Source organism: Desulforadius tongensis, from assembly GCF_016907915.1.
In the GTDB taxonomy this organism is placed as follows: domain Bacteria; phylum Bacillota; class Desulfotomaculia; order Desulfotomaculales; family Desulfohalotomaculaceae; genus Desulforadius; species Desulforadius tongensis.
Window position 1 is genome coordinate 88794 of record NZ_JAFBCW010000006.1, and the last position, 19512, is coordinate 108305.

Here is a 19512-nt window from a genome sequence, read left to right on the forward strand (position 1 = left end):
AAACCCCTCCTTAATTCTTGGCAGCGGCCGCTTCAGCTTGAGACATGCGTATGGAAAATACCTTCGATGTTCCGGTACTGCCCATGGTAACTCCATACAATGTTTCTGCCCTTTCCATGGTGCCCTTGCGGTGACTGATAACTACAAACTGCATCGTCTGGCTGAATTTTAGCAAAAAGTCAGCAAACCTGTCCACATTAGACTCGTCCAGGGCTGCATCTATTTCATCCAGTATGCAAAAGGGACTGGGGCTTACTTTTAGTATGGCAAACAACAGGGCTATGGCGGTAAGGGAACGCTCCCCTCCGGACAGCAGACCAATGTTTTGTAATTTTTTACCCGGCGGCCGGGCCTCAATATCTATGCCGGCAGTAAGGGGGTTGTCCCCAACCAGGTTCAAGGAAGCAGAACCGCCGCCAAACAGTTCCTTAAATATTTTACTAAATTCCCGCTGAATGTTTTTAAAGGTACTGGTAAACTTACTGGCCATTAACCGGTCCATTTCGGTAATTAAATTCTGCAGGGAATCTTTACTCTCATCCAGGTCCTTCTTTTGCTGCAGAAGGTAAGTATACCTCTCCTGTACTTTTTTGTATTCTTCTTCTGCCGCAGGATTTACCGGACCCATCTGTTCTATTAATGCTTTTAACTCTGTAATTCTTTTTTTACACCGGGCGGCGTCCTTTACCGGGTGCACCTGCAGGTCCCGCCCGCTGCTGACATTGTAATCCCGTTCCATTCGCTCCAACAGCGCCTGTTTTTCCGTTTCCAAACGGGCCTGCTGCAGTTGTATTTTGTGCACCTGTTCCCGTCTTTTTTGTTCTTCTTCTTCCAACTGCTTTACCTGCTGCCGGGCTTGTTCCAAGGCCCTTGAAATTTCGTCCTGTTCATCTTTTTTCTGCTGTAAAGAGCTTTCCACAATTTGCTGCTGCTGTTTAAGTTCCCCCAGGTAATGCTCTTTGCTCTTTATCTCCTGCTGTAACTGCTTTTCTTTTTGCTGTAAGCTTAACAATTCATTATCACAGGTTTTAATATCCCGGCGGCAGCTGTTAATATCCTGGGTTAACCGGTTTATCAAGTTAACTATGCCCGCTTCCTGCTGTTCAACCCCGGCCAGTTCCACCCTGGTGGAGGTGATTTTTTGCTGCAGCCCCCGCTGCTTCTCTTTTAATTCCACCAGCTGCCGCTGCTTTTCTTTAATACTCCGCTGCACTAATTTCAGCTTGTTATCCGCTTCTGCCACCTGGCGGGCGGCAGATACCTGTACTTCATCCTGGTTTTTTATTTCCTCTTCCAGGTTGTTTATTTCATAACTGCTTTCCTGACTGTGATAGCCAAAACGGGCCACCGCATCTTCCAGCTGCTGCAATTCCTGGTTTTTTCCCGCCAGTGATACCTGGTATTTCACAACATTATCTCTTAATTCATCTATTTGCTGTTCCAGCTGGTTTAATTCTGCTTGTAATTTCTCTTCCACTTGTTTTAATTCTTTTTCTTCCCGCTGCAGTTTTGATATTTTAGCGGCATATTCATTTTTCTCCCGCTTGACCTTTAACAACCCCCGGGTTTGAGCTGTTGAGCTGCCGCCGGTGATAGAACCGCCGGGATGCAGGTATTCCCCGTCCAGCGTAACCAGGCGCAGGCGCTGCCCGGTGGCCCTGGCCACTTTTAAAGCCCGGTGGATATTCTCCACCACCAGCACCTTCCCCAGCAGAAATTCCTTCACCACCCGGTACCGGGGTTGACATTGAACCAGGTCCGCCGCCACACCCACTACCCCGGGCATTGCCAGGGCATTAATCTCGTCGGGGTGACGCCTGGCCGGGCGCAGTGTGCTGAGCGGTAAAAAGGTAACCCGTCCCAGTCTATTTTTCTTTAAATAATCAATAACCCGCTGGGCATCGGTATCTGTGCAGGTAACAATGTTCTGCACAGCACCTCCCAGCGCCGTTTCCACCGCCAGTTCATATTCCGCCGGCGTCTGTATCAGTTCAGCCACCGTGCCGCAGATACCTTTTAAATCCGCTTTGCCCATTTTCAGCGCCAGCAGCACTTCTCTAACACCGCGCTGGTAACCGGCATAGGCCTCCTGGCTTTCCTGCAGCACCCGGTACCTGGATTTGGCCTCGAACAGCTCTTCCCTTTTCCGTCTTACATCCTCCTGGCAGCGGTACAATTTCTGATTTAATTCACTGCGCAGCTGTTCCGCCTTGACCAATTGCTGCTGTTTTTCTGCTATTTCTTTATTTAGCTGTTCAATCTCTTTTTTGGCCTGCTTAAGCCTATCCTTTAACCTGGACTGCTCCAGCGCCGCATCTTGAGCAGACTGGCGCAGCTGGGTTAACCTGCGTTCAGCAGCAGTTTTCCGTTCCTCTGCCCGTTGTAATTTTGCCTTTCCCTGGGCAGACTCATTCATCAATTCTATGACCCTGGCTTTATCCTCTTCCAGCGCCCTTTCCCTGTTTCTTATCTCTCCTTCCAACTGCTCCAGGCGCTGCTGCATCTGCTGCAGTTCAGATTCCCTCGGGTTGACCGACAGCTTGATTTCCTGTAACTTTGCCCTTTCCTGCTGCTTGTCCCGCTCCAGTTCCCGCAGTTTATTTTCCGCTTCCTCTTTATTTTTCAGGATACGCCCGTATTCCTGCTTCAGGTTCTGCTGCCTGTCCCCGGCCAGCAGCAGTTGATTTTCCACCCGCTGTATTTCGGAACACAGGTTGTCCAGCTTTACACGGTACTGCTCCACTTGAGCATTTTTTTCTTCTAACTGCCGTTCCAACTGCGAAACCTTACCCGCCGCCTGCCGGTCAAAATGCTGTTCATACCGGTCAATTTTTTTTAGCTGCTCGCCCAGAACGGTAAGCTTTTCTTCCACAGCTGCCAGTTCCCGGGCCAACAGCCCCAACTCCAACCGCCTGCGCTCGCTGACATATTCTCTCCACTGTTCCGCCTTTTTGGCTTCCGCCGCCAGCGGCTCCAATCTTTCAGACAGTTCTAAAATAATATCGCCCAACCGGGCCAAATCATGCTCGGTATGAGTCAGTTTACGCAGGGCTTCTTCCTTTCGGCGCCGGTATTTCACAATTCCCGCCGCTTCTTCGATTACAGAGCGGCGTTCCTCCGGCCGGCTGTGCAGAATTTCTTCTACCTTTCCCTGGCCGATAATGGCGTAAGCGCCTTTACCCACTCCCGTATCTACTAAAAGGTTGTGAATGTCCTTTAACCTGCAGGGTACTTTATTGATCATATACTGGCTTTCACCGGAACGAAAAATACGGCGGGTAACGGTAACCTCAGAGTATTCCAGCGGAAAAATATTCTTACTGTTATCCAGTATCACCGATACTTCACACATACCCAGCTTGCGCCGGTTATCACTGCCGGCAAAAATCACGTCATCCATGCGCGCTCCACGCAGCGCGCTGGCCCGGTGTTCACCCAGCGCCCAATTAATGGCGTCGGAAATATTACTTTTTCCACTGCCATTTGGTCCCACAATCACTGTCAGACCGGGGTTAAACTCAATTTGCACTTTATTGGCAAAGGATTTAAATCCCTGTATATCCAGTCGCTTGAGCACAATCCCGGCTCCTTTACCTGATAGTTTATTAAAAAATGATTTATGGGCGCTTGATTTTACCCCAGCGCCCTTATACCTTATTTTCTGTTTAAAGTTCTACGCCTGCGGCTGCCCCCGGGCCTGCGTATGTTTATAGACACATTGGCCAGCGCTTCCTTGGCTGCCCGCTGTTCCGCTTCCTTCTTAGAGTGGCCGGTACCCCGGCCCACCTCTTTACCCCGGTACACAACACCGGCGGTAAAAGTTTTATCATGATCCGGCCCCTCTTCTTTCAGTATAACGTAGTTTACCGGATCCGCAGAATACTGCTGCAGCATTTCCTGCAGTTCAGTTTTGTAATCCTTTTCCAGTCTTCCGGCCACAACATCCTCAATAATTGATTCCATTTCCTGCAGTATTACCTTTCGGGCCGCTTCCAAACCTTTATCCAGGTAAATAGCCCCCAGCAGTGCCTCAAAGGCATCAGCCAGTATGCTGGGGCGTTCTCTACCCCCTGAACGTTCTTCTCCCCGTCCCATACGCAGACAAAGTCCCAATGCTAATCCCCTGGCCACTTTAGCCAAAGATGGCTCACACACAACCGCCGCCCGCAGTTTTGTTAACTCACCTTCGGTACTGTGCGGAAATTTCCGGTACAGATAATCACTAATTACCAGCTCCAACACCGCGTCACCTAAAAACTCCAGGCGCTGGTTGTGGGTCAGCCCCATATTTCTGTTTTCATGGGCACATGAACTGTGCGTTAGAGCCTGGTAAAACAAACCGGAGTCAGTCCAGTTGATGCCCAGCCGCTGCTGCAGCCGGGCAATATAAACACTGGATTTAAACACCCTTTATCACCTTGCTTTTATTCCTCATATTTTTTAAATGCAACGGTAACATTATGGCCACCGAATCCTAACGAGTTGGAAAGGGCAACTTTAACGTCCTTTTCCCTGGCCTGGTTGGGAACATAGTCAAGGTCGCATTCGGGATCCGGCACTTCATAATTTATAGTGGGCGGAACAATACCGTTATATATCGATAATACACACACCAGCGCTTCCACTCCCCCCGCTGCACCCAGCAGGTGCCCGGTCATGGACTTGGTGGAACTGACCAGCAGTTTACGGGCATGCTCACCGAATACCCGTTTGATGGCCTTTGTTTCTATTTTATCGTTTAACGGTGTGGATGTGCCGTGGGCATTGATATAGTCAACCGCTTCCGGCTGCAGGCCGGCATCTTTCAGCGCTATCTGCATAGCCCGGGCCGCCCCGTTACCCTCCGGGTCAGGAGCGGTGATATGATAGGCATCGCAGGTGCTGCCATAGCCCACTATTTCGGCGTATATTTTAGCCCCCCGTGCTTGGGCATGTTCTAATGTCTCCATAACCATTATACCGGCGCCTTCCCCCATTATAAATCCATCCCGCTGTGCATCAAAGGGCCTGCTGGCCTTATGCGGTTCATCATTACGAGTGCTCATTGCCTTCAGGGCACAAAACCCGGCCACACTAAGGGGAGTTATAGGCGCCTCGGTACCACCGGTGATCATTACATCGGCATCGCCGCGCTGCAGCAGTTTAAAAGCATCACCAACGGCATTATTGCTGGATGCACAAGCACTGATGGCTGTAACGTTCGGTCCCTGCAGCCCGTATGATATAGCCACCTGGCCGGCACCCATATTGGCTATCATCATGGGTACCAAAAAGGGACTAACCCGGCCGGGGCCGCGGTTTATCAATGTTTTAGCCTGCTGCCACAAGGTTTCCATACCGCCGATACCGGAACCAATAATTACACCAATGCGCTCCCTTTTTTCTTTTTCCAGATCCAATTCAGCATCCCGCAGCGCCATTCCGGTGGCAGCCACTGCAAACTGGGTAAACCGGTCCATCCGGCGGGCTTCTTTTTTATCTATATAGTCAGTGGCTGTAAAATCCTTCACTTCACCGGCAATTTGTGTACTGTACTCAGACGGGTCAAAAGTTGAAATCCTGTCAATCCCAGACACTCCACTGATTAAGGATGACCAGAACTTTTCTACTCCCGTCCCCACCGGTGTAATAGCCCCCATGCCGGTGATAACTACCCTTTTACTCAAAATTGCACCTCCCAGTGTATTTCAGCAGAATCTTAATACTTCATCCAGTAGTTTGTTTGTAAGGGTACTATTTTATCTGATATTTCAAAAAAGTCCCGTGGAAACCCCCGGGACTTTCTAAACAGAACCTAATTATTGATGGTCATTGATATACTTAACAGCATCGCCAACTGTGCGAATTTTTTCCGCTTCCTCGTCAGGAATTTGCATGTCAAATTCCTCTTCCAACGCCATCACCAGCTCTACTATATCCAAGGAATCTGCACCCAGGTCATCAACAAAGGAACTGTTCAGGGTAACCTGATCTTCTTCTACTCCCAGTTGATCTATAATAATTTCTTTTACTTTTTCAAAGGTATCTGCCAACACATTCACCCCCTTCCAAAAGTACCTTTCCGCTGCAATTTTATTTCATCACCGAAGTCATTCCGCCATCAACGGCAATAACCTGGCCGGTAATATAACCAGCGGACGGTCCGCATAAAAACGCCACCACAGCTGCTATTTCTTCCGGTGCGCCCAAGCGCCCCAGCGGAATGCGTTCCTCCAGGCGCTTCTTAACTTCTGCCGGCAGTTCTTCGGTCATGTCCGTGGTTATAAAACCGGGCGCAATGGCGTTAACGGTTATATTACGCGAACCCAGCTCCCCGGCCAGCGTTCTGGTCATGCCGATTAAACCGGCCTTGGCTGCCGAGTAATTAGCCTGACCGGGATTGCCGCTCAAGCCAACCACCGAACTGATGTTAATGATTCTACCGCCGCGGGCCTTTAACATCGGCCTGGCCGCGGCCCGGCAGCAGTTAAATGCACCTTTTAAATTGGTGTCCAGCACCGCATCCCATTCATCATCTTTCATGCGCATTATTAAATTATCCCGGGTGATACCGGCATTATTCACCAATATATCCAGGCGGCCAAACTCCTTTATTGTTCGATCCACCATTTCTTTCACCTGACCGGCATCCGCAACGTCAGCCTTTATCACCAGCGCTTTCCGTCCGGCCTCATTAATCATGCCGGCCGTCTGCCGGGCGGCATCTTCCCGGCCGGCGTAATTTACAACCACATCTGCCCCGGCTTTGGCCAGGGCCACCGCCACTGCCCGCCCAATGCCCCGGGATGAACCGGTTACCAGGGCCACCTTTCCACCTAGAACCATTTTAGCCAACCTCCTCAAGTTGTGCAAGGACTTTTTCCAGCGAGGCTTTATCTTCTACATTTAAAGTTTTAACACCTTTAACAGTTTTCCTGATTAATCCGCACAGCACTTTGCCGGGACCTACTTCTATAAAGGTATTATATTTTTGATTAAACATTAACCGCACGCTTTCCTCCCAGCGCACCGGACTAAATACCTGCCGGAATAATTTTTCTTTTATTTCTTGGGCGGTGCTTATAAACCGGGCGGTAACGTTAGACACCACAGGCAGTTTTAAGTCGTTAAAGACAACTTCTTCCATAGCTTGGGCCAATTTTTCCCCTGCCGGATGCATCAGGCTGGAATGAAAGGGCCCGCTTACCGCCAGCGGTACACAGCGGCGGGCACCGGCTTCTTTAGCCAGCTCCATAGCCGCCTGCAGGCCGGCCTGGGTACCGGCAATAACCACCTGGCCGGGACAGTTATAGTTCACTGCCTCCACGACATGACCGCCGGCAGCGGCGCGAACACAAATATCATTTACAACCGAGCCGTCTAACCCCAAAATTGCCGCCATGCCGCCGTCACCGGCTGCCGCTTCCTGCATGTATTTTCCCCGCAGCCGTACCAGGCGCACCGCATCGGCAAACTGGATGGCGCCGGCATACACCAGCGCGGAATACTCGCCCAAACTGTGGCCGGCAGCAGCAGCAGCTTCAACTCCATGGGCTTTCAATACCGCCAGCGCCGCCATGCTGGTGGTTAACAGTGCCGGTTGGGTATTTACGGTTTGATTCAACTGCTCTTCCGGGCCTTCAAAACATAATTTAGCAATATCGTAATTAAGTGCTTCATTGGCCTGTTCAAATATTTCCCGGGCCTGGGGGTAATTTTCATACAGTTCTTTTCCCATACCCACGTACTGGGAACCCTGGCCGGGAAATACAAATACCAAGGACAAAATTAATTACCTCCCCCGGGCAATCGTTTTAAGACTTCTTCTGCCCCTGTGATGATGTCTTCTATAATTTCCTTGGCCGGTTGAATTTTCTTTATCATGCCGCATACCTGACCGGCCATCACTGATCCATACTCAATATCACCATCAACCATGGCCGCCCTTAACTTACCAACCCCCAGTTTTTCCAATTCCTCCGGCGGAGTGCCCAGCATTTCCAATTCTTCAAAACGCTTGGCCAGTTTGTTTTTAATCACCCGCACCGGGTGGCCGGTGCTGCGACCGGTGACCACAGTGTCCCGGTCTTTTGCCTTTAACAGCACTTTCTTAACATTATCATGTATTACGCATTCACTGGCGCACATAAACCTGGTACCCATCTGTACACCTACCGCACCCAGAGCCAGTGCCGCCACAAGCCCCCGGCCGTCAAAGATACCGCCGGCGGCAATCACCGGAATATTTACCGCATCCACCACCTGGGGTACCAGGGGCATGGTGTTTTGTTCCCCTACATGGCCCCCGGATTCTCCACCTTCGGCAATTATGGCATCAACTCCGGAACGCTCCATACGCTTGGCCAGCGCCACCGACGGTACCACCGGAATAACCTTGGTGCCCACTTCTTTTAACCCAGCTACATACTTACCCGGGTTGCCCGCCCCGGTGGTTACCACCGGAATGCGTTCTCTAATAACGATATCCATTACCTGGTCAGCGTAAGGAGACATCAGCATTACGTTGACGCCAAAGGGCTTATTGGTAATTTTTCTTATTTTAGATACCTGCTCTTCCAGCCATTCCGGGGGTGCCTGGCCGGAACCAATAATACCCAGGCCCCCTGCTTCCGATACAGCGGCAACCAGTTCAGCAGTTGATACCCAGGCCATCCCCCCCTGCAGAATGGGATATTCAATTCCCAGCAGGTCGCACAATTTCGTACGGATCATTTTTTCCCCTCCCTTGGTTCGGAGTTCTTTCTATCTACCCTGAAAAATGGTATCTTGCTAAACCCACTTAATTACGGCAGCACCCCAGGTCAGGCCGGCACCGAAGCCAATTAACAGGACGTTATCGCCGGATTTAATCCGACCCTGCTGCAGCGCCTCTTCAAGGGCCAGCGGCACCGATGCGGCACTGGTGTTGCCGTACTTATCAACATTTGTCATTATTCTTTCCATGGGCAGGTTCATTTTTTTGGAGTAATGTTCAATAATTCGGATGTTAGCCTGGTGCGGAACAACCAAGTGGATATCCTCTTTATCCAAACCGGCTTTTGCCAGCACTTTTTCGGTAGCTTCTTCCATTACCCGCACCGCAAATTTAAACACCTCTTTACCCTGCATGGAAATAAATGCCCTGTGGTTTACCGGCGCCTCAGCACCAAAGGGCACTCTGGACCCGGAACAGGGTAACGTCAGCAAATGAGCACCCGAGCCTTCGGAAGCCAGGTAAGACGCCAGTACGCCCCCTTCCCCCGGAACAGGCCCCATCACCACCGCGCCGGCACCGTCGCCAAACAGCACGCACGTGGTCCGGTCTTCCCAGTTGAGTATGCGTGAAAGCACTTCCGAGCCAATTACCAGTACGTACCTGGCCGAACCGGTTCTCACAAACTGTTCTGCCACCACCAGGGCATAAAGAAACCCGGTGCAGCCCGCTGCCAGGTCAAAGGCCCCGGCGTTAACACAGTTTAACCTGTCTTGAATAATACAAGCGGTGGAGGGAAAATACATATCCGGGGTGCTGGTGGCCACTATAATCAAATCTATTTCCTCCGGGGCCACAGCGGCATCCTTTAACGCCTTAACCCCTGCTTTTACCCCTAAATCCGATGCCGCTTCATTTACTGCTGCTATTCTACGCTCTTTAATTCCGGTACGGGTTGTAATCCACTGGTCCGAAGTGTCAACCATTGCTTCCAAATCTTTATTTGTCAGTACCTTCTCCGGCACATAACTTCCAACTCCAAGTATTCCGACCCGAACCATTCGGTTCGTCATGCTGTAATTATTCCCCCTTTGTCATCAGGCCGATATTATCGGCAATTGCTGTTACCAGGGCGTTATTGACTGATTCCTTTGCCACCCGCACAGCATTTTTTATCGCCTGGGCATTGGAACTGCCATGACTGATAATACTAACACCGTTTAAACCTAAAAGCGGCGCACCGCCGTAGTGAGAATAGTCCAGTTTTTGTTTAATCCCTCCCAGGGCACTGCCAATCTGCTCGGGGCCAACTTCAGCCGCCAGGGGTTCTAATCCCTTTTTTATCATACCCATAAGGGTTAAGGCGCAACCCTCTACTGTTTTAAGCAGCACATTACCCACAAAGCCGTCACAAACCGCCACATCAACATCACCCAGCAGCAGCTCACGCCCCTCAATATTACCGGCAAAATTGATACCACTGGTGTCCTTTAACATCTGGTACACCGTTTGAGTGAGCTCATTACCTTTGCTTTCCTCGGCACCTATATTAACCAGCGCCACCCGGGGATTGGTTCTACCCAAAACTTTTTCCGCATAAACAGAACCCATCACTGCAAATTGATGCAGATGTTTCGGTTTACAATCCACATTGGCCCCGGCATCCAGCAGTATCATGGAGCCTTTAACAGTGGGAAGAACTGCACAAATGGCCGGGCGTTCAATGCCTTCAATCCGTCCCAAAGCAAATAAAGATGCTGCCATTGCCGCCCCGGTGTTGCCGGCGGAAATCACCGCATCGGCAGCCCCCTGCTTAACCAACCCGGCACTAACCACTATGCTGGAATCCCGCTTTTTCCTTACCGCGGTGGCAGGATGCTCATCCATCTCTATCACTTCTGAAGCATGGTGAACGGTGACTAAGCCGCCGGCGTAATTTCCCTTTAATTCTTTTTCAATGATTTCCCGGCTGCCAACCAGTACTATTTCCACCTGGAATTCTTCAGCTGCTTTAAGCGCTCCCCGTACTATTTCTCCCGGAGCGTAATCACCGCCCATGGCATCCAATGCTATTCTCATCTGTTTTTAAACCTCCTCCTCCATGGCAAACACTGTAAACTGGCCCTCAAAAACCACTTTATCCTTAACCTTTGAAATCACCGCTACTTTATACCTGTTTTCGCGACTGCCGGTAATACTTGCCCTGGCCAGCACTCTGTCTCCCCTTTTTACCGGCTGACGAAAGCTAACCTTGGCATTACCGGTGAGAGCAACCACTGCATCAATAATTGCCACTGCCAGCGAATTGGCCTGGGCAAACAAATGATGCCCCCGGGCCAGCAGGTTCTTTTTAAATACCATATCCTTGGTAATGGTTAAAATAGAGCTTCCTGCCTTCCCCACTTCAATGTCCACCAGCTCTCCCACCAGTTCCCCGTGGGACAGGGATTTTACCAAAGTTTCTCCTTTGGCCACATGCTTTAAACGCTCCCTGTACTCGGGAATCCGCAGTTCCAACCGGTCGAGACGAATTGTTTGCACACTAACCCCTAACAGCTCCGCCAGTTCCTCATCGGTGAGAAAGGGATTGGTTTTAATATATGTAGTTAGCTTTTGATGCCGCTGCAGTTTAGCAGTGCTTTTTCTGGCCATAAATATCACCTGTTATTAATACCTGGTCCTAAGTTAATTATACCTGTATTTGTAAAAAATGCAAGCCCGGGAAAAATTCCCGGGCTTGCAGGATAAATAATTTTATTAAGCTTCTTCAACCGCTTTAACTTCTCTATCCTTATAATAACCACATTCATCGCACATATGGTGCGGTTTAATCAATGCTTGGCACTGAGGGCAACGTACCAGGCTGGGAGTTTCCAACTTCATTACCACCGCCCGACGACGCCTGTTTCTGGTTTTGGATCTTTTACGCTTCGGTACACCCACTTCTCACACCCCCTTTAAATATCTAAAAATCACATTAATCTTTCTGGAATAAATCTTTTAACACAGCCATTCTGGGGTCTATGTCGTCAATTTTACAGCTGCACCGCTCTTTATTCAGATTTGTTCCGCACTGCGAACACAACCCCCGGCACTCTTCGCTGCAAATTTGACGCATAGGAATGGACAGCTGGATATTGCTTTTAACTTCAGGCTCAATATCTACACTTTCTCCGGTAAAAGGAACGCCCTCTTCATCTTTGATGTCAGCGGTTTCACTTTCCCCTTCCACCGGGTAATAATGCTCGTTAAAATCAACTTTCAGCGGGTAACGGTAAGCTTCTAAACAGCGGCCGCAGGTCAACTCCACTTCAGTGGTAATCGTCCCGCTGGCATCCAAATAATCACCTGCGTTGATTACCTCCAGGGAAACCCTGACCGGTTTCAGAAATTTAATCACTTCCCCCTTCAGTTCCAGCGGGGGAAGGTCCTTCTGCAGTTCAAAACGCTCCCGCAGACCGATTTCCTTTTTTAAATCTTTTACACTAATGCGCATAACCATTACACCCCATTATTAACAAAAATCATTATATTCACTGCCTTTGCATTTGTCAAGGCATTTTCTTTGATATTGTCAGTCCCGTAACAAAATGTGGGAAATTTGTACATGCTGTCAAAGTAAGCCCCGTTGGTCTAATCTCCCCCGCTAAATTGTATATATCTTATGAGTTCTTGAAAAGAGGTGAAAATAAATTTGTTAATATTCAGGCACAGCTTTTACCAGTACATAAAGCAGCTGAACATCAGTTATTCCAAACTGCTGGGGGCGGCTGGCGTTATATTTTTCGTTATCGGCATGATTTTACAGCCCAAGGTGGTATTTGACGGGGCTTCAGTTGGTTTAACGGCCTGGTGGAATATAGTTTTCCCCTCACTGCTGCCCTTTTTTATCGCCTCAGAGCTGCTGATGAGCCTGGGTATCGTACACTTCATGGGTGTCCTGCTGGAACCCGTCATGCGCCCGTTATTTAACGTTCCCGGCTGCGGATCTTTTGTAATGGTGGTGGGCTTTACTTCGGGCTGCCCCATTGCTTCCATGGTTACCGCTAAACTGCGGCGCAGCGGCATGTGTACCAGGGTGGAAGCGGAAAGGTTAATCAGTTTCACCAACAATTCCAGCCCCCTTTTCATGCTGGTGGCGGTTTCTGTGGGCATGTTTGACAACCCCGATCTGGGAATATTAATTGCCGGGGCGCATTACCTGGCCAATTTAACGCTGGGTATAATGCTTAGATTTTACCGCCAAAACCGGCGGGAAAAACCGGTATTTGAAAACCAGGGCCGGGTTCTGCGCCGGGCCTTTTACGAGTTATCCCGCATTCATAAGGAAGAAAAGCGCCCCCTAGGTAAACTAATGGGCGACGCCATTACCAATTCGGTTACCACGCTTTTAAAAATCGGCGGCTTTATGATTCTCTTTGCCGTGATAATTCGTCTGCTTACCGAATTGGGATTTATCAATCTGCTGGCCGGGACCTTTGCTTTTATCCTTTCCCCTTTGGGTTTTGAACCGCAAATTTATAAGGCGGTGGCCAGCGGTTTCTTTGAAATCACCCTGGGGTCAAAACTGGCCGCCGAAACAGCGGCCCCGCTTTTACAGCAGTTAATTGCGGTGGCCATCATATTGGCCTGGAGCGGCCTGTCTATTCACGCCCAGGTAGCCAGTTTGATAGCGGGTACAGATATAAGAATGTATCCCTTTATCCTGGCCAGAATGGCCCACGCCTGCCTGGCCGCCGTTTATACTTACGCAATATGGCACTGGCACACCGGCGGGGCAAATGCTCCCGCGCTGGCAGTACAGCCGCTTATATCCAATTCTCACCAAATCAACAACTGGCTGCTGATGAAAATTTTCCTTATTATATTGGTACTTTTAATTTTGGCGGGCATTTTATATCATTTATCAGCCACAATGTACCAGTGGATAAGAAATTTAACTAATTAAGAAGCTGCTGCCCGTACTGCTAAATAGTGCTTTAATAACATTACTATAATTTGAAATAATAAATACAGAAATTTATCGTTTAATAAAAGATTCTAACATTTTATGGAATCATTGACAGCATGCCATTCCTGGTGCATAATGAAATTGTGAAACAATACACTTTGCGATGGTGTTTAGTTTTTTGTTCCTAACGGTCTGACCACCTTGCCATCCACTACAAACATATTATACATAATACTTAAGTATACATATTGTCCAACTTTACTAAAAACATACGTGCACTTAGTTTCATCAGTGCCCCGGTAACAAAAACAACCACATTACAGTAATTACTGGGATTTTTAAAGGGGAGTGATTAATATGCTAAATGAAAAGGAAAAAAATATTACCGTTAATGAAATGCCTGAAGAAAAGGATCGTTTAACCGTTATTGAGCCCCGGATTTTTGAAGTACCTGTTGGTATCTCCAACCGTCACGTTCACCTTTGCGAGGAAGATGTGGAGAGATTGTTCGGTTCCGGGCACCAGTTAACTAAATTAAAGGATTTATCACAACCGGGACAATATGCCTGTGAAGAAACTGTAATGCTGGTAGGACCAAAGGGAGTAATAGAAAAAGTAAGGGTACTTGGTCCCACCCGGAAACAAACTCAAATAGAAATCACCATCACAGACAGTTTTAAACTGGGTATTAAAGCACCGCTGAGAGACTCCGGTGATTTGGAAGGTTCCGCTCCCATCACTTTAGTTGGTCCTAAAGGTACCATTACTTTAAAAGAAGGTGCCATCATTGCTGCCCGTCACATTCACATGCACACTTCAGATGCTGAAGAATTGGGACTGAAGGACGGCGATAAAGTAAGTGTAAGAGCAAAAGGTCCCAGGGGTATCATCTTTGGCGACGTACTGGTACGGGTAAGCGATAAATTCAAGCTGGAAATGCACGTGGACACTGACGAAGCTAACGCGGTTGGTTTAAGAAACGGTGATATATTAAAAGCCTATATTCACCGGGGACATATCTCAGAGATTTTAAATAAATAAATAAATAAAGATTGGCCAAAAATATACCTTAAACCGGTATTTTTAACCTGGGTAAAAGTTAGCCCGGGTTAATTTCTGCTACTATCTTTACCCGGCACCATTTGCACCGCCCACTCAATCCATCACTCCTGCAAGTGGTGCCAGGGTTTTTAATTTATAAATTTTATTTTATAATTACATATATAATTTACATAAAGGAGGAAACATCTTGCTTATTTTAGTTATCAACTGCGGAAGCTCATCGGTAAAATACAAGTTAATAGATATGCAGGAAGAAAAAACACTGCTTTCCGGTTTGGCGGAAAGAATCGGCCTGCCGGGATCCAGAATCAAACATGAGAAAAACGACGGCCGCAAACTGGAGCTGAAAGAGGATTTACCGGATCACCGGGCAGCACTGGAAAAAATTATTGCCTGCATTACTGACAAAGAATACGGTGCAGTAAATGACGTTTCAGAAATTACCGCGGTGGGACACCGGACGGTACACGGTGGGGAAAAGTTTAATAAAGCGATATTAGTCAACCGGGAAGTGCTCAACGAGCTGGAATCCCTCTTTGAGCTGGCACCGCTGCACAACCCCCCCAATGTACTGGGTATTAAAACATGCCAGGAATTAATGCCCCATGCCCCGCAGGTGGCGGTATTTGATACTGCGTTCCATCAAACAATACCTGATTATGCCTTTACTTATGCCCTGCCCTACGAATACTATGAAAAGTACGGAATTCGTAAGTACGGGTTCCACGGTACATCACATAAGTACGTATCCGGCCGGGCTGCCGCCATACTGGGTAAACCGCTGACAGATTTAAAAATAGTTGTCTGCCACCTGGGTAACGGTTCCAGCATCACGGCAGTAAAGAACGGTATCTCTGTGGATACAACCATGGGCTTCACCCCGCTGGCCGGCTTACCAATGGGCACCCGTACCGGAGATATTGACCCGGCGGTTGTTCCCTTTATTATGGAAAAAGAAAATCTCAGCATTGAGGAAGTAAGCAGCCTGATGAACAAGAAAAGCGGTGTTTTAGGTGTTTCCGGCATCAGCAGCGATTTCAGAGACCTGGAAAAAGCGGAAGCGGAAGGTAATAAAAGGGCTGAGCTGGCGCTGAATATGTTTATTTATAGTGTTAAGAAGTGGATTGGAGCCTTCAGTGCCGCCATGGGCGGCTTAGATGCAGTGGTATTCACCGGCGGCATCGGTGAAAACGCCATTGAGCTGCGGGAAAAAGTGCTCACCGGCATGGACTTCCTGGGACTGGAAGTGGATAAAGAAAAGAACAATGTCCGGGGCAAAGAAACCATTATCAGTAAAGACGGCTGCCGGGCAGCGGCCCTGGTTGTTCCCACAAATGAAGAATTAATGATTGCCAAAGAAACTCAGGCATTGGTATAGTAAGAAAGTGGGCTCGAGAAATCGAGCCCATTTTACATTTTTTTTACTGGTTTTATTTGACAGATAAATAATTAACAGAATATAATGAAATCAGTTTAACAGATACCGGAAAGAAGGTGATAGAGTTGGCCGATCTGAGAAAATTTTTTCACCCCGGTTCCGTTGCTGTTGTGGGTGCATCAGCCGCACCGGGCAAAATAGGTAATGCGGTGATAAAAAACATCATTACCAGCGGCTTCCAAGGGGATATATATCCCATCAACCCCAAAGCAAAGGAAATTGAAGGATTTAAATGCCACCGGTCGCTGGCTGAAGTTGGCAAGCCCATCGACATGGCGGTGCTGGCCCTCCCGGCCAAGTACTGCATCGGTGTGGCTGAAGAAGCAGCCGGCCTGGGCATTAAAAACCTTGTCGTGCTGTCTGCCGGTTTTAAAGAAACAGGCAGCAGCGGTATGGAATTGGAAAAGCAGCTGCTGAACATTGCCAATAAAAACGGTATTAACATGCTGGGTCCCAATTGTGTAGGCATTATGGATACCATCACCCCCATTAACGCTTCCTTCTCGGCGGCATTTCCCCCCAAAGGTGATATAGCCTTTATCTCTCAAAGCGGTGCCATGTTGATATCTGTCATCGATTGGAGTTTATCCACCGGTTTGGGATTTTCCCGGGTTATCAGCCTGGGAAATAAAGCCCAGCTGAATGAAGTGGACTTCATTGATGCCATTGCCGACGATCCCAATACCAGTGTAATTTTAGCTTATATTGAAGATGTGGCCCATGGAGAAAAATTCCTGGAGGTGGCCAAAAGGGCCAGTGCTAAAAAACCCGTTATTATATTCAAGTCCGGTACCAGCCAGGCCGGTGCCCAGGCAGCTTCTTCCCACACCGGTGCCCTGGTGGGAAGTGATCTGGCCTATGAAACTTCTTTTGAACACTGCGGTGTCATTCGCGCCCGCACCATAACCGAACTGTTTGACCTGGCCATGGCCTTTTCTTACCAACCGGTACCGGCCGGCAGCCGGGTGGCTGTTATTACTAACGCCGGCGGCCCCGGAATTGTCACCACCGACGCCATCGAGAACCAAGGTTTAAATATGGCCCGCTTTTCTAAAAACACCATTGAAGAACTGCGCAGTAACCTGCCGGCAGAAGCAAATATTTATAACCCGGTGGATGTACTGGGCGACGCCAAGGAAGACAGGTTTGAATTTGCGCTGGACAAGGCCCTGGCCGATGATAATGTTGACAGTGCCGTGGTGCTGATCTGCCCCACCGCAGTTACCGATTCCGTTTCTGTGGCCCGGTCCATCGTGAAAATAAAAAATAAACATCCCGGCAAGCCGGTTTTTACCTCCTTTATGGGCGGCCCCACCCTGGAGGAAGGAGCAAAAATCGTTTCCAAAGCCGGCATTCCCAATTTTACTTTTCCCGAGCCGGCAGTTTACTGTCTTAGGGGCATGGTAAAGTATGCTCAGTTAAAGGAAGATATGAATGATGATGACGGGTCGGCACTGGCATATTCCGATGTGGATAAGCAGGCAGTTAAAGCTGTATTTTATGATGTATTCAGGGATAAACGCCGGGTATTACTGGGCAGCGAAAGCTGTGAAGTGGCCAAGGCTTACGGAATACCCGCCGCGCCGATAAAGCTGGCCACCACGGTGAATGAAGCGGTACAATTAGCCGAGGAAATGGGGTATCCCGTGGTGCTGAAAGTGGCTTCGCCCAGAATTCTGCACAAAACTGACGTGGGTGGAGTTCTGCTTAACTTGGATTCGCCGGAAAAAGTGCGGGAAGGTTATATCCAAATAATGGAAAGTGTGCAGCGGTATCTGCCACAGGTAGTACCCCACGGCATCGAAGTACAAAAAATGATGCCCAGCGGTACAGAGTTAATTATCGGCATGTCCAGGGATGTTCATTTCGGGCCGATGATTGCATTTGGACTGGGCGGCATATACGTAAACCTGCTCAATGACGTTTCCTTCCGCCTGGCCAAGGGACTTACCACCGCTGAAATTACCGCTATGATCGGTGAAACCAAGGCTTATACATTACTCAAGGGCTACCGGGGCCAAAAACCGTCAGATATCGGGGCGGTAATTGACGTTATCGCTCGGGTGGCTAAATTGGTATTGGATTTTCCGGAGATTACAGAAATGGACATCAACCCGATTTTTGCCTACGAAGAAGGTTTGTCCGCTTTGGACATCAAAATTACTATATCGTGAGGTGTTGGCTAATGCAAAACCTCTATATCACAGGTACTGCCGGCAGCGCTAAAACCGCCATGGCAGTAGGCCTGGCACTTAAACTGCAGCAAGAGGGTTACAAAGTAAGTTATTTTAAACCTGTGGGTATTACCACCGCAACGGGATACACCGTGGACGAAGATGGTTTGCTGATGCAAAAGGTACTGGGAATAAACCATCCCATTGAAACTATAGTGCCCTGCACCACCAGTCCTTTCTACCTCACCCGGTATCATCAGAACGATGAAATTCAAGAAAAAATTATTAATGCCTTTAATGAGATCGCCGCCGATGCCGATGTGGTAATTATTGACGGCGCCATTTTTCCCCACGCCATGGCCAGCATGAACCTCGATGATGCTGCACTGGCCCAAAGATTTGACGCTGCAGTACTGCACATGATAAAAATAAAGAACGATTTCAGCTTGGATCAGGCGATTTTATTCAACAGGTACTTCCAATGCCGGGGGCTTACGGTGCTGGGCAACGTTTTCTATAACGTGCCAAGACAAATTTTGGCCAAAACCGAAGGAGTTTACAAGGCCATACTGGGGGAAAACGGTTTCAATACCCTGGGAATTGTTCCCCACCGCTCTGAATTAACCGCTCCCACTGTGGAACAGTACTACCAGGTGCTGGGGGGCGAGATACTCACCGGCGAAGACAAGTTAGACCGCCCGGTGGAAGATTCGGTGGTGGGTGCAATGACCATTGAAAGCGCGCTGGCTTACCTGCGCCGGGCTCCAAACAAAGCGGTAATTACCGGCGGCGACCGGGCGGACATAGCTTTGGCGGCGTTGGAAACCGATACTTCGGTGCTGATTCTCACCGGCGGCCTGTATCCCGATGTAAAAGTAATTGCCAAAGCCAGCGAAAAAGGCGTACCGGTTATTCTCGTCCACCAGGATACCTTTGCCACCATCGAGCGGATGACAGAGGTTTCCAACCGCATCAAGCCTGAAAACAAAGAAAACATCAAAATGGCAGTGGAAAATGTAGAACAATATATTAACTGGCAGTTAATTATCAACAGCTTGAAGTAGTGTTTTAAAAAACACATGTACCGGCATGGTACATGTGTTTTTTATGTGTGCCCGGCATGGGCAATGTCTATAGGGTGAAAGTCCCGAACGTTGAAGGTAGCAGTAAACGTTAGCTTAAGGCAAGGGTGTCC

17 protein-coding genes are annotated in these 19512 nt (G+C 48.7%); 5 read left to right on the forward strand and 12 right to left on the reverse strand.

Going from position 1 to position 19512, the window contains the following annotated elements; all coding sequences use genetic code 11:
- Positions 1 to 10: 10 nt before the first annotated feature.
- The 12 genes from smc to JOC37_RS03805 all read right to left on the reverse strand — a co-directional run bounded on the left by smc (position 11) and on the right by JOC37_RS03805 (position 12188).
- A complete protein-coding gene (gene smc / locus JOC37_RS03750) occupies positions 11 to 3577 on the reverse strand; it encodes a chromosome segregation protein SMC (protein WP_204616209.1) in 3567 nt (1188 codons plus the stop codon).
- A 77-nt stretch (positions 3578 to 3654) separates the two neighbouring features.
- Positions 3655 to 4407, reverse strand: coding sequence for a ribonuclease III (gene rnc, locus JOC37_RS03755; protein WP_204616210.1), 753 nt, complete (start codon positions 4405 to 4407; stop codon positions 3655 to 3657).
- A gap of 17 nt (positions 4408 to 4424) precedes the next feature.
- Entirely contained in the window at positions 4425 to 5666 is a 1242-nt protein-coding gene (gene fabF, locus JOC37_RS03760; RefSeq protein ID WP_204616212.1) for a beta-ketoacyl-ACP synthase II, read from the reverse strand.
- 132 nt (positions 5667 to 5798) lie between these two features.
- Entirely contained in the window at positions 5799 to 6032 is a 234-nt protein-coding gene (gene acpP, locus JOC37_RS03765; protein ID WP_204616214.1) for an acyl carrier protein, read from the reverse strand.
- Positions 6033 to 6072: 40 nt separating this feature from the next.
- Positions 6073 to 6825, reverse strand: a complete 753-nt coding sequence (fabG, locus tag JOC37_RS03770; RefSeq protein WP_204616215.1) for a 3-oxoacyl-[acyl-carrier-protein] reductase — start codon at positions 6823 to 6825, stop codon at positions 6073 to 6075.
- A gap of 1 nt (position 6826) precedes the next feature.
- A complete protein-coding gene (fabD, locus tag JOC37_RS03775; RefSeq protein ID WP_207754880.1) occupies positions 6827 to 7765 on the reverse strand; it encodes an ACP S-malonyltransferase in 939 nt (312 codons plus the stop codon).
- 2 nt (positions 7766 to 7767) lie between these two features.
- Complete coding sequence (gene fabK, locus JOC37_RS03780; protein WP_204616222.1) at positions 7768 to 8712, reverse strand: enoyl-[acyl-carrier-protein] reductase FabK; 945 nt, start codon at positions 8710 to 8712, stop codon at positions 7768 to 7770.
- A 57-nt stretch (positions 8713 to 8769) separates the two neighbouring features.
- A complete protein-coding gene (locus tag JOC37_RS03785) occupies positions 8770 to 9765 on the reverse strand; it encodes a beta-ketoacyl-ACP synthase III (RefSeq protein ID WP_204616224.1) in 996 nt (331 codons plus the stop codon).
- Positions 9766 to 9772: 7 nt separating this feature from the next.
- A complete protein-coding gene (gene plsX / locus JOC37_RS03790; RefSeq protein WP_204616226.1) occupies positions 9773 to 10771 on the reverse strand; it encodes a phosphate acyltransferase PlsX in 999 nt (332 codons plus the stop codon).
- Positions 10772 to 10777: 6 nt separating this feature from the next.
- Positions 10778 to 11344: a transcription factor FapR gene (fapR, locus tag JOC37_RS03795; RefSeq protein ID WP_204616228.1), complete on the reverse strand. Its 567-nt coding sequence runs from the start codon at positions 11342 to 11344 to the stop codon at positions 10778 to 10780.
- A gap of 105 nt (positions 11345 to 11449) precedes the next feature.
- Entirely contained in the window at positions 11450 to 11635 is a 186-nt protein-coding gene (gene rpmF / locus JOC37_RS03800; protein ID WP_204616230.1) for a 50S ribosomal protein L32, read from the reverse strand.
- A 34-nt stretch (positions 11636 to 11669) separates the two neighbouring features.
- Positions 11670 to 12188 carry a YceD family protein gene (locus JOC37_RS03805; RefSeq protein ID WP_204616232.1) on the reverse strand — a complete coding sequence of 173 codons (519 nt, stop codon included), beginning with the start codon at positions 12186 to 12188 and terminating at the stop codon, positions 11670 to 11672.
- Positions 12189 to 12386: 198 nt separating this feature from the next.
- Between JOC37_RS03805 and ylbJ the strand changes: the two genes are divergently transcribed.
- The 5 genes from ylbJ to JOC37_RS03830 all read left to right on the forward strand — a co-directional run bounded on the left by ylbJ (position 12387) and on the right by JOC37_RS03830 (position 19381).
- Positions 12387 to 13640: a sporulation integral membrane protein YlbJ gene (gene ylbJ / locus JOC37_RS03810; protein ID WP_338017335.1), complete on the forward strand. Its 1254-nt coding sequence runs from the start codon at positions 12387 to 12389 to the stop codon at positions 13638 to 13640.
- A gap of 399 nt (positions 13641 to 14039) precedes the next feature.
- The gene (locus JOC37_RS03815) at positions 14040 to 14684 is read left to right on the forward strand and encodes a phosphate propanoyltransferase (protein WP_204616257.1); all 645 of its coding nucleotides are present in this window, start codon (positions 14040 to 14042) and stop codon (positions 14682 to 14684) included.
- A 208-nt stretch (positions 14685 to 14892) separates the two neighbouring features.
- Positions 14893 to 16083, forward strand: a complete 1191-nt coding sequence (locus JOC37_RS03820; protein ID WP_207754881.1) for an acetate/propionate family kinase — start codon at positions 14893 to 14895, stop codon at positions 16081 to 16083.
- Positions 16084 to 16208: 125 nt separating this feature from the next.
- The gene (acs, locus tag JOC37_RS03825; RefSeq protein WP_204616233.1) at positions 16209 to 18317 is read left to right on the forward strand and encodes an acetate--CoA ligase alpha subunit; all 2109 of its coding nucleotides are present in this window, start codon (positions 16209 to 16211) and stop codon (positions 18315 to 18317) included.
- A gap of 11 nt (positions 18318 to 18328) precedes the next feature.
- Entirely contained in the window at positions 18329 to 19381 is a 1053-nt protein-coding gene (locus tag JOC37_RS03830; RefSeq protein WP_204616235.1) for a phosphotransacetylase family protein, read from the forward strand.
- The last annotated feature ends 131 nt before the right edge of the window (positions 19382 to 19512 follow it).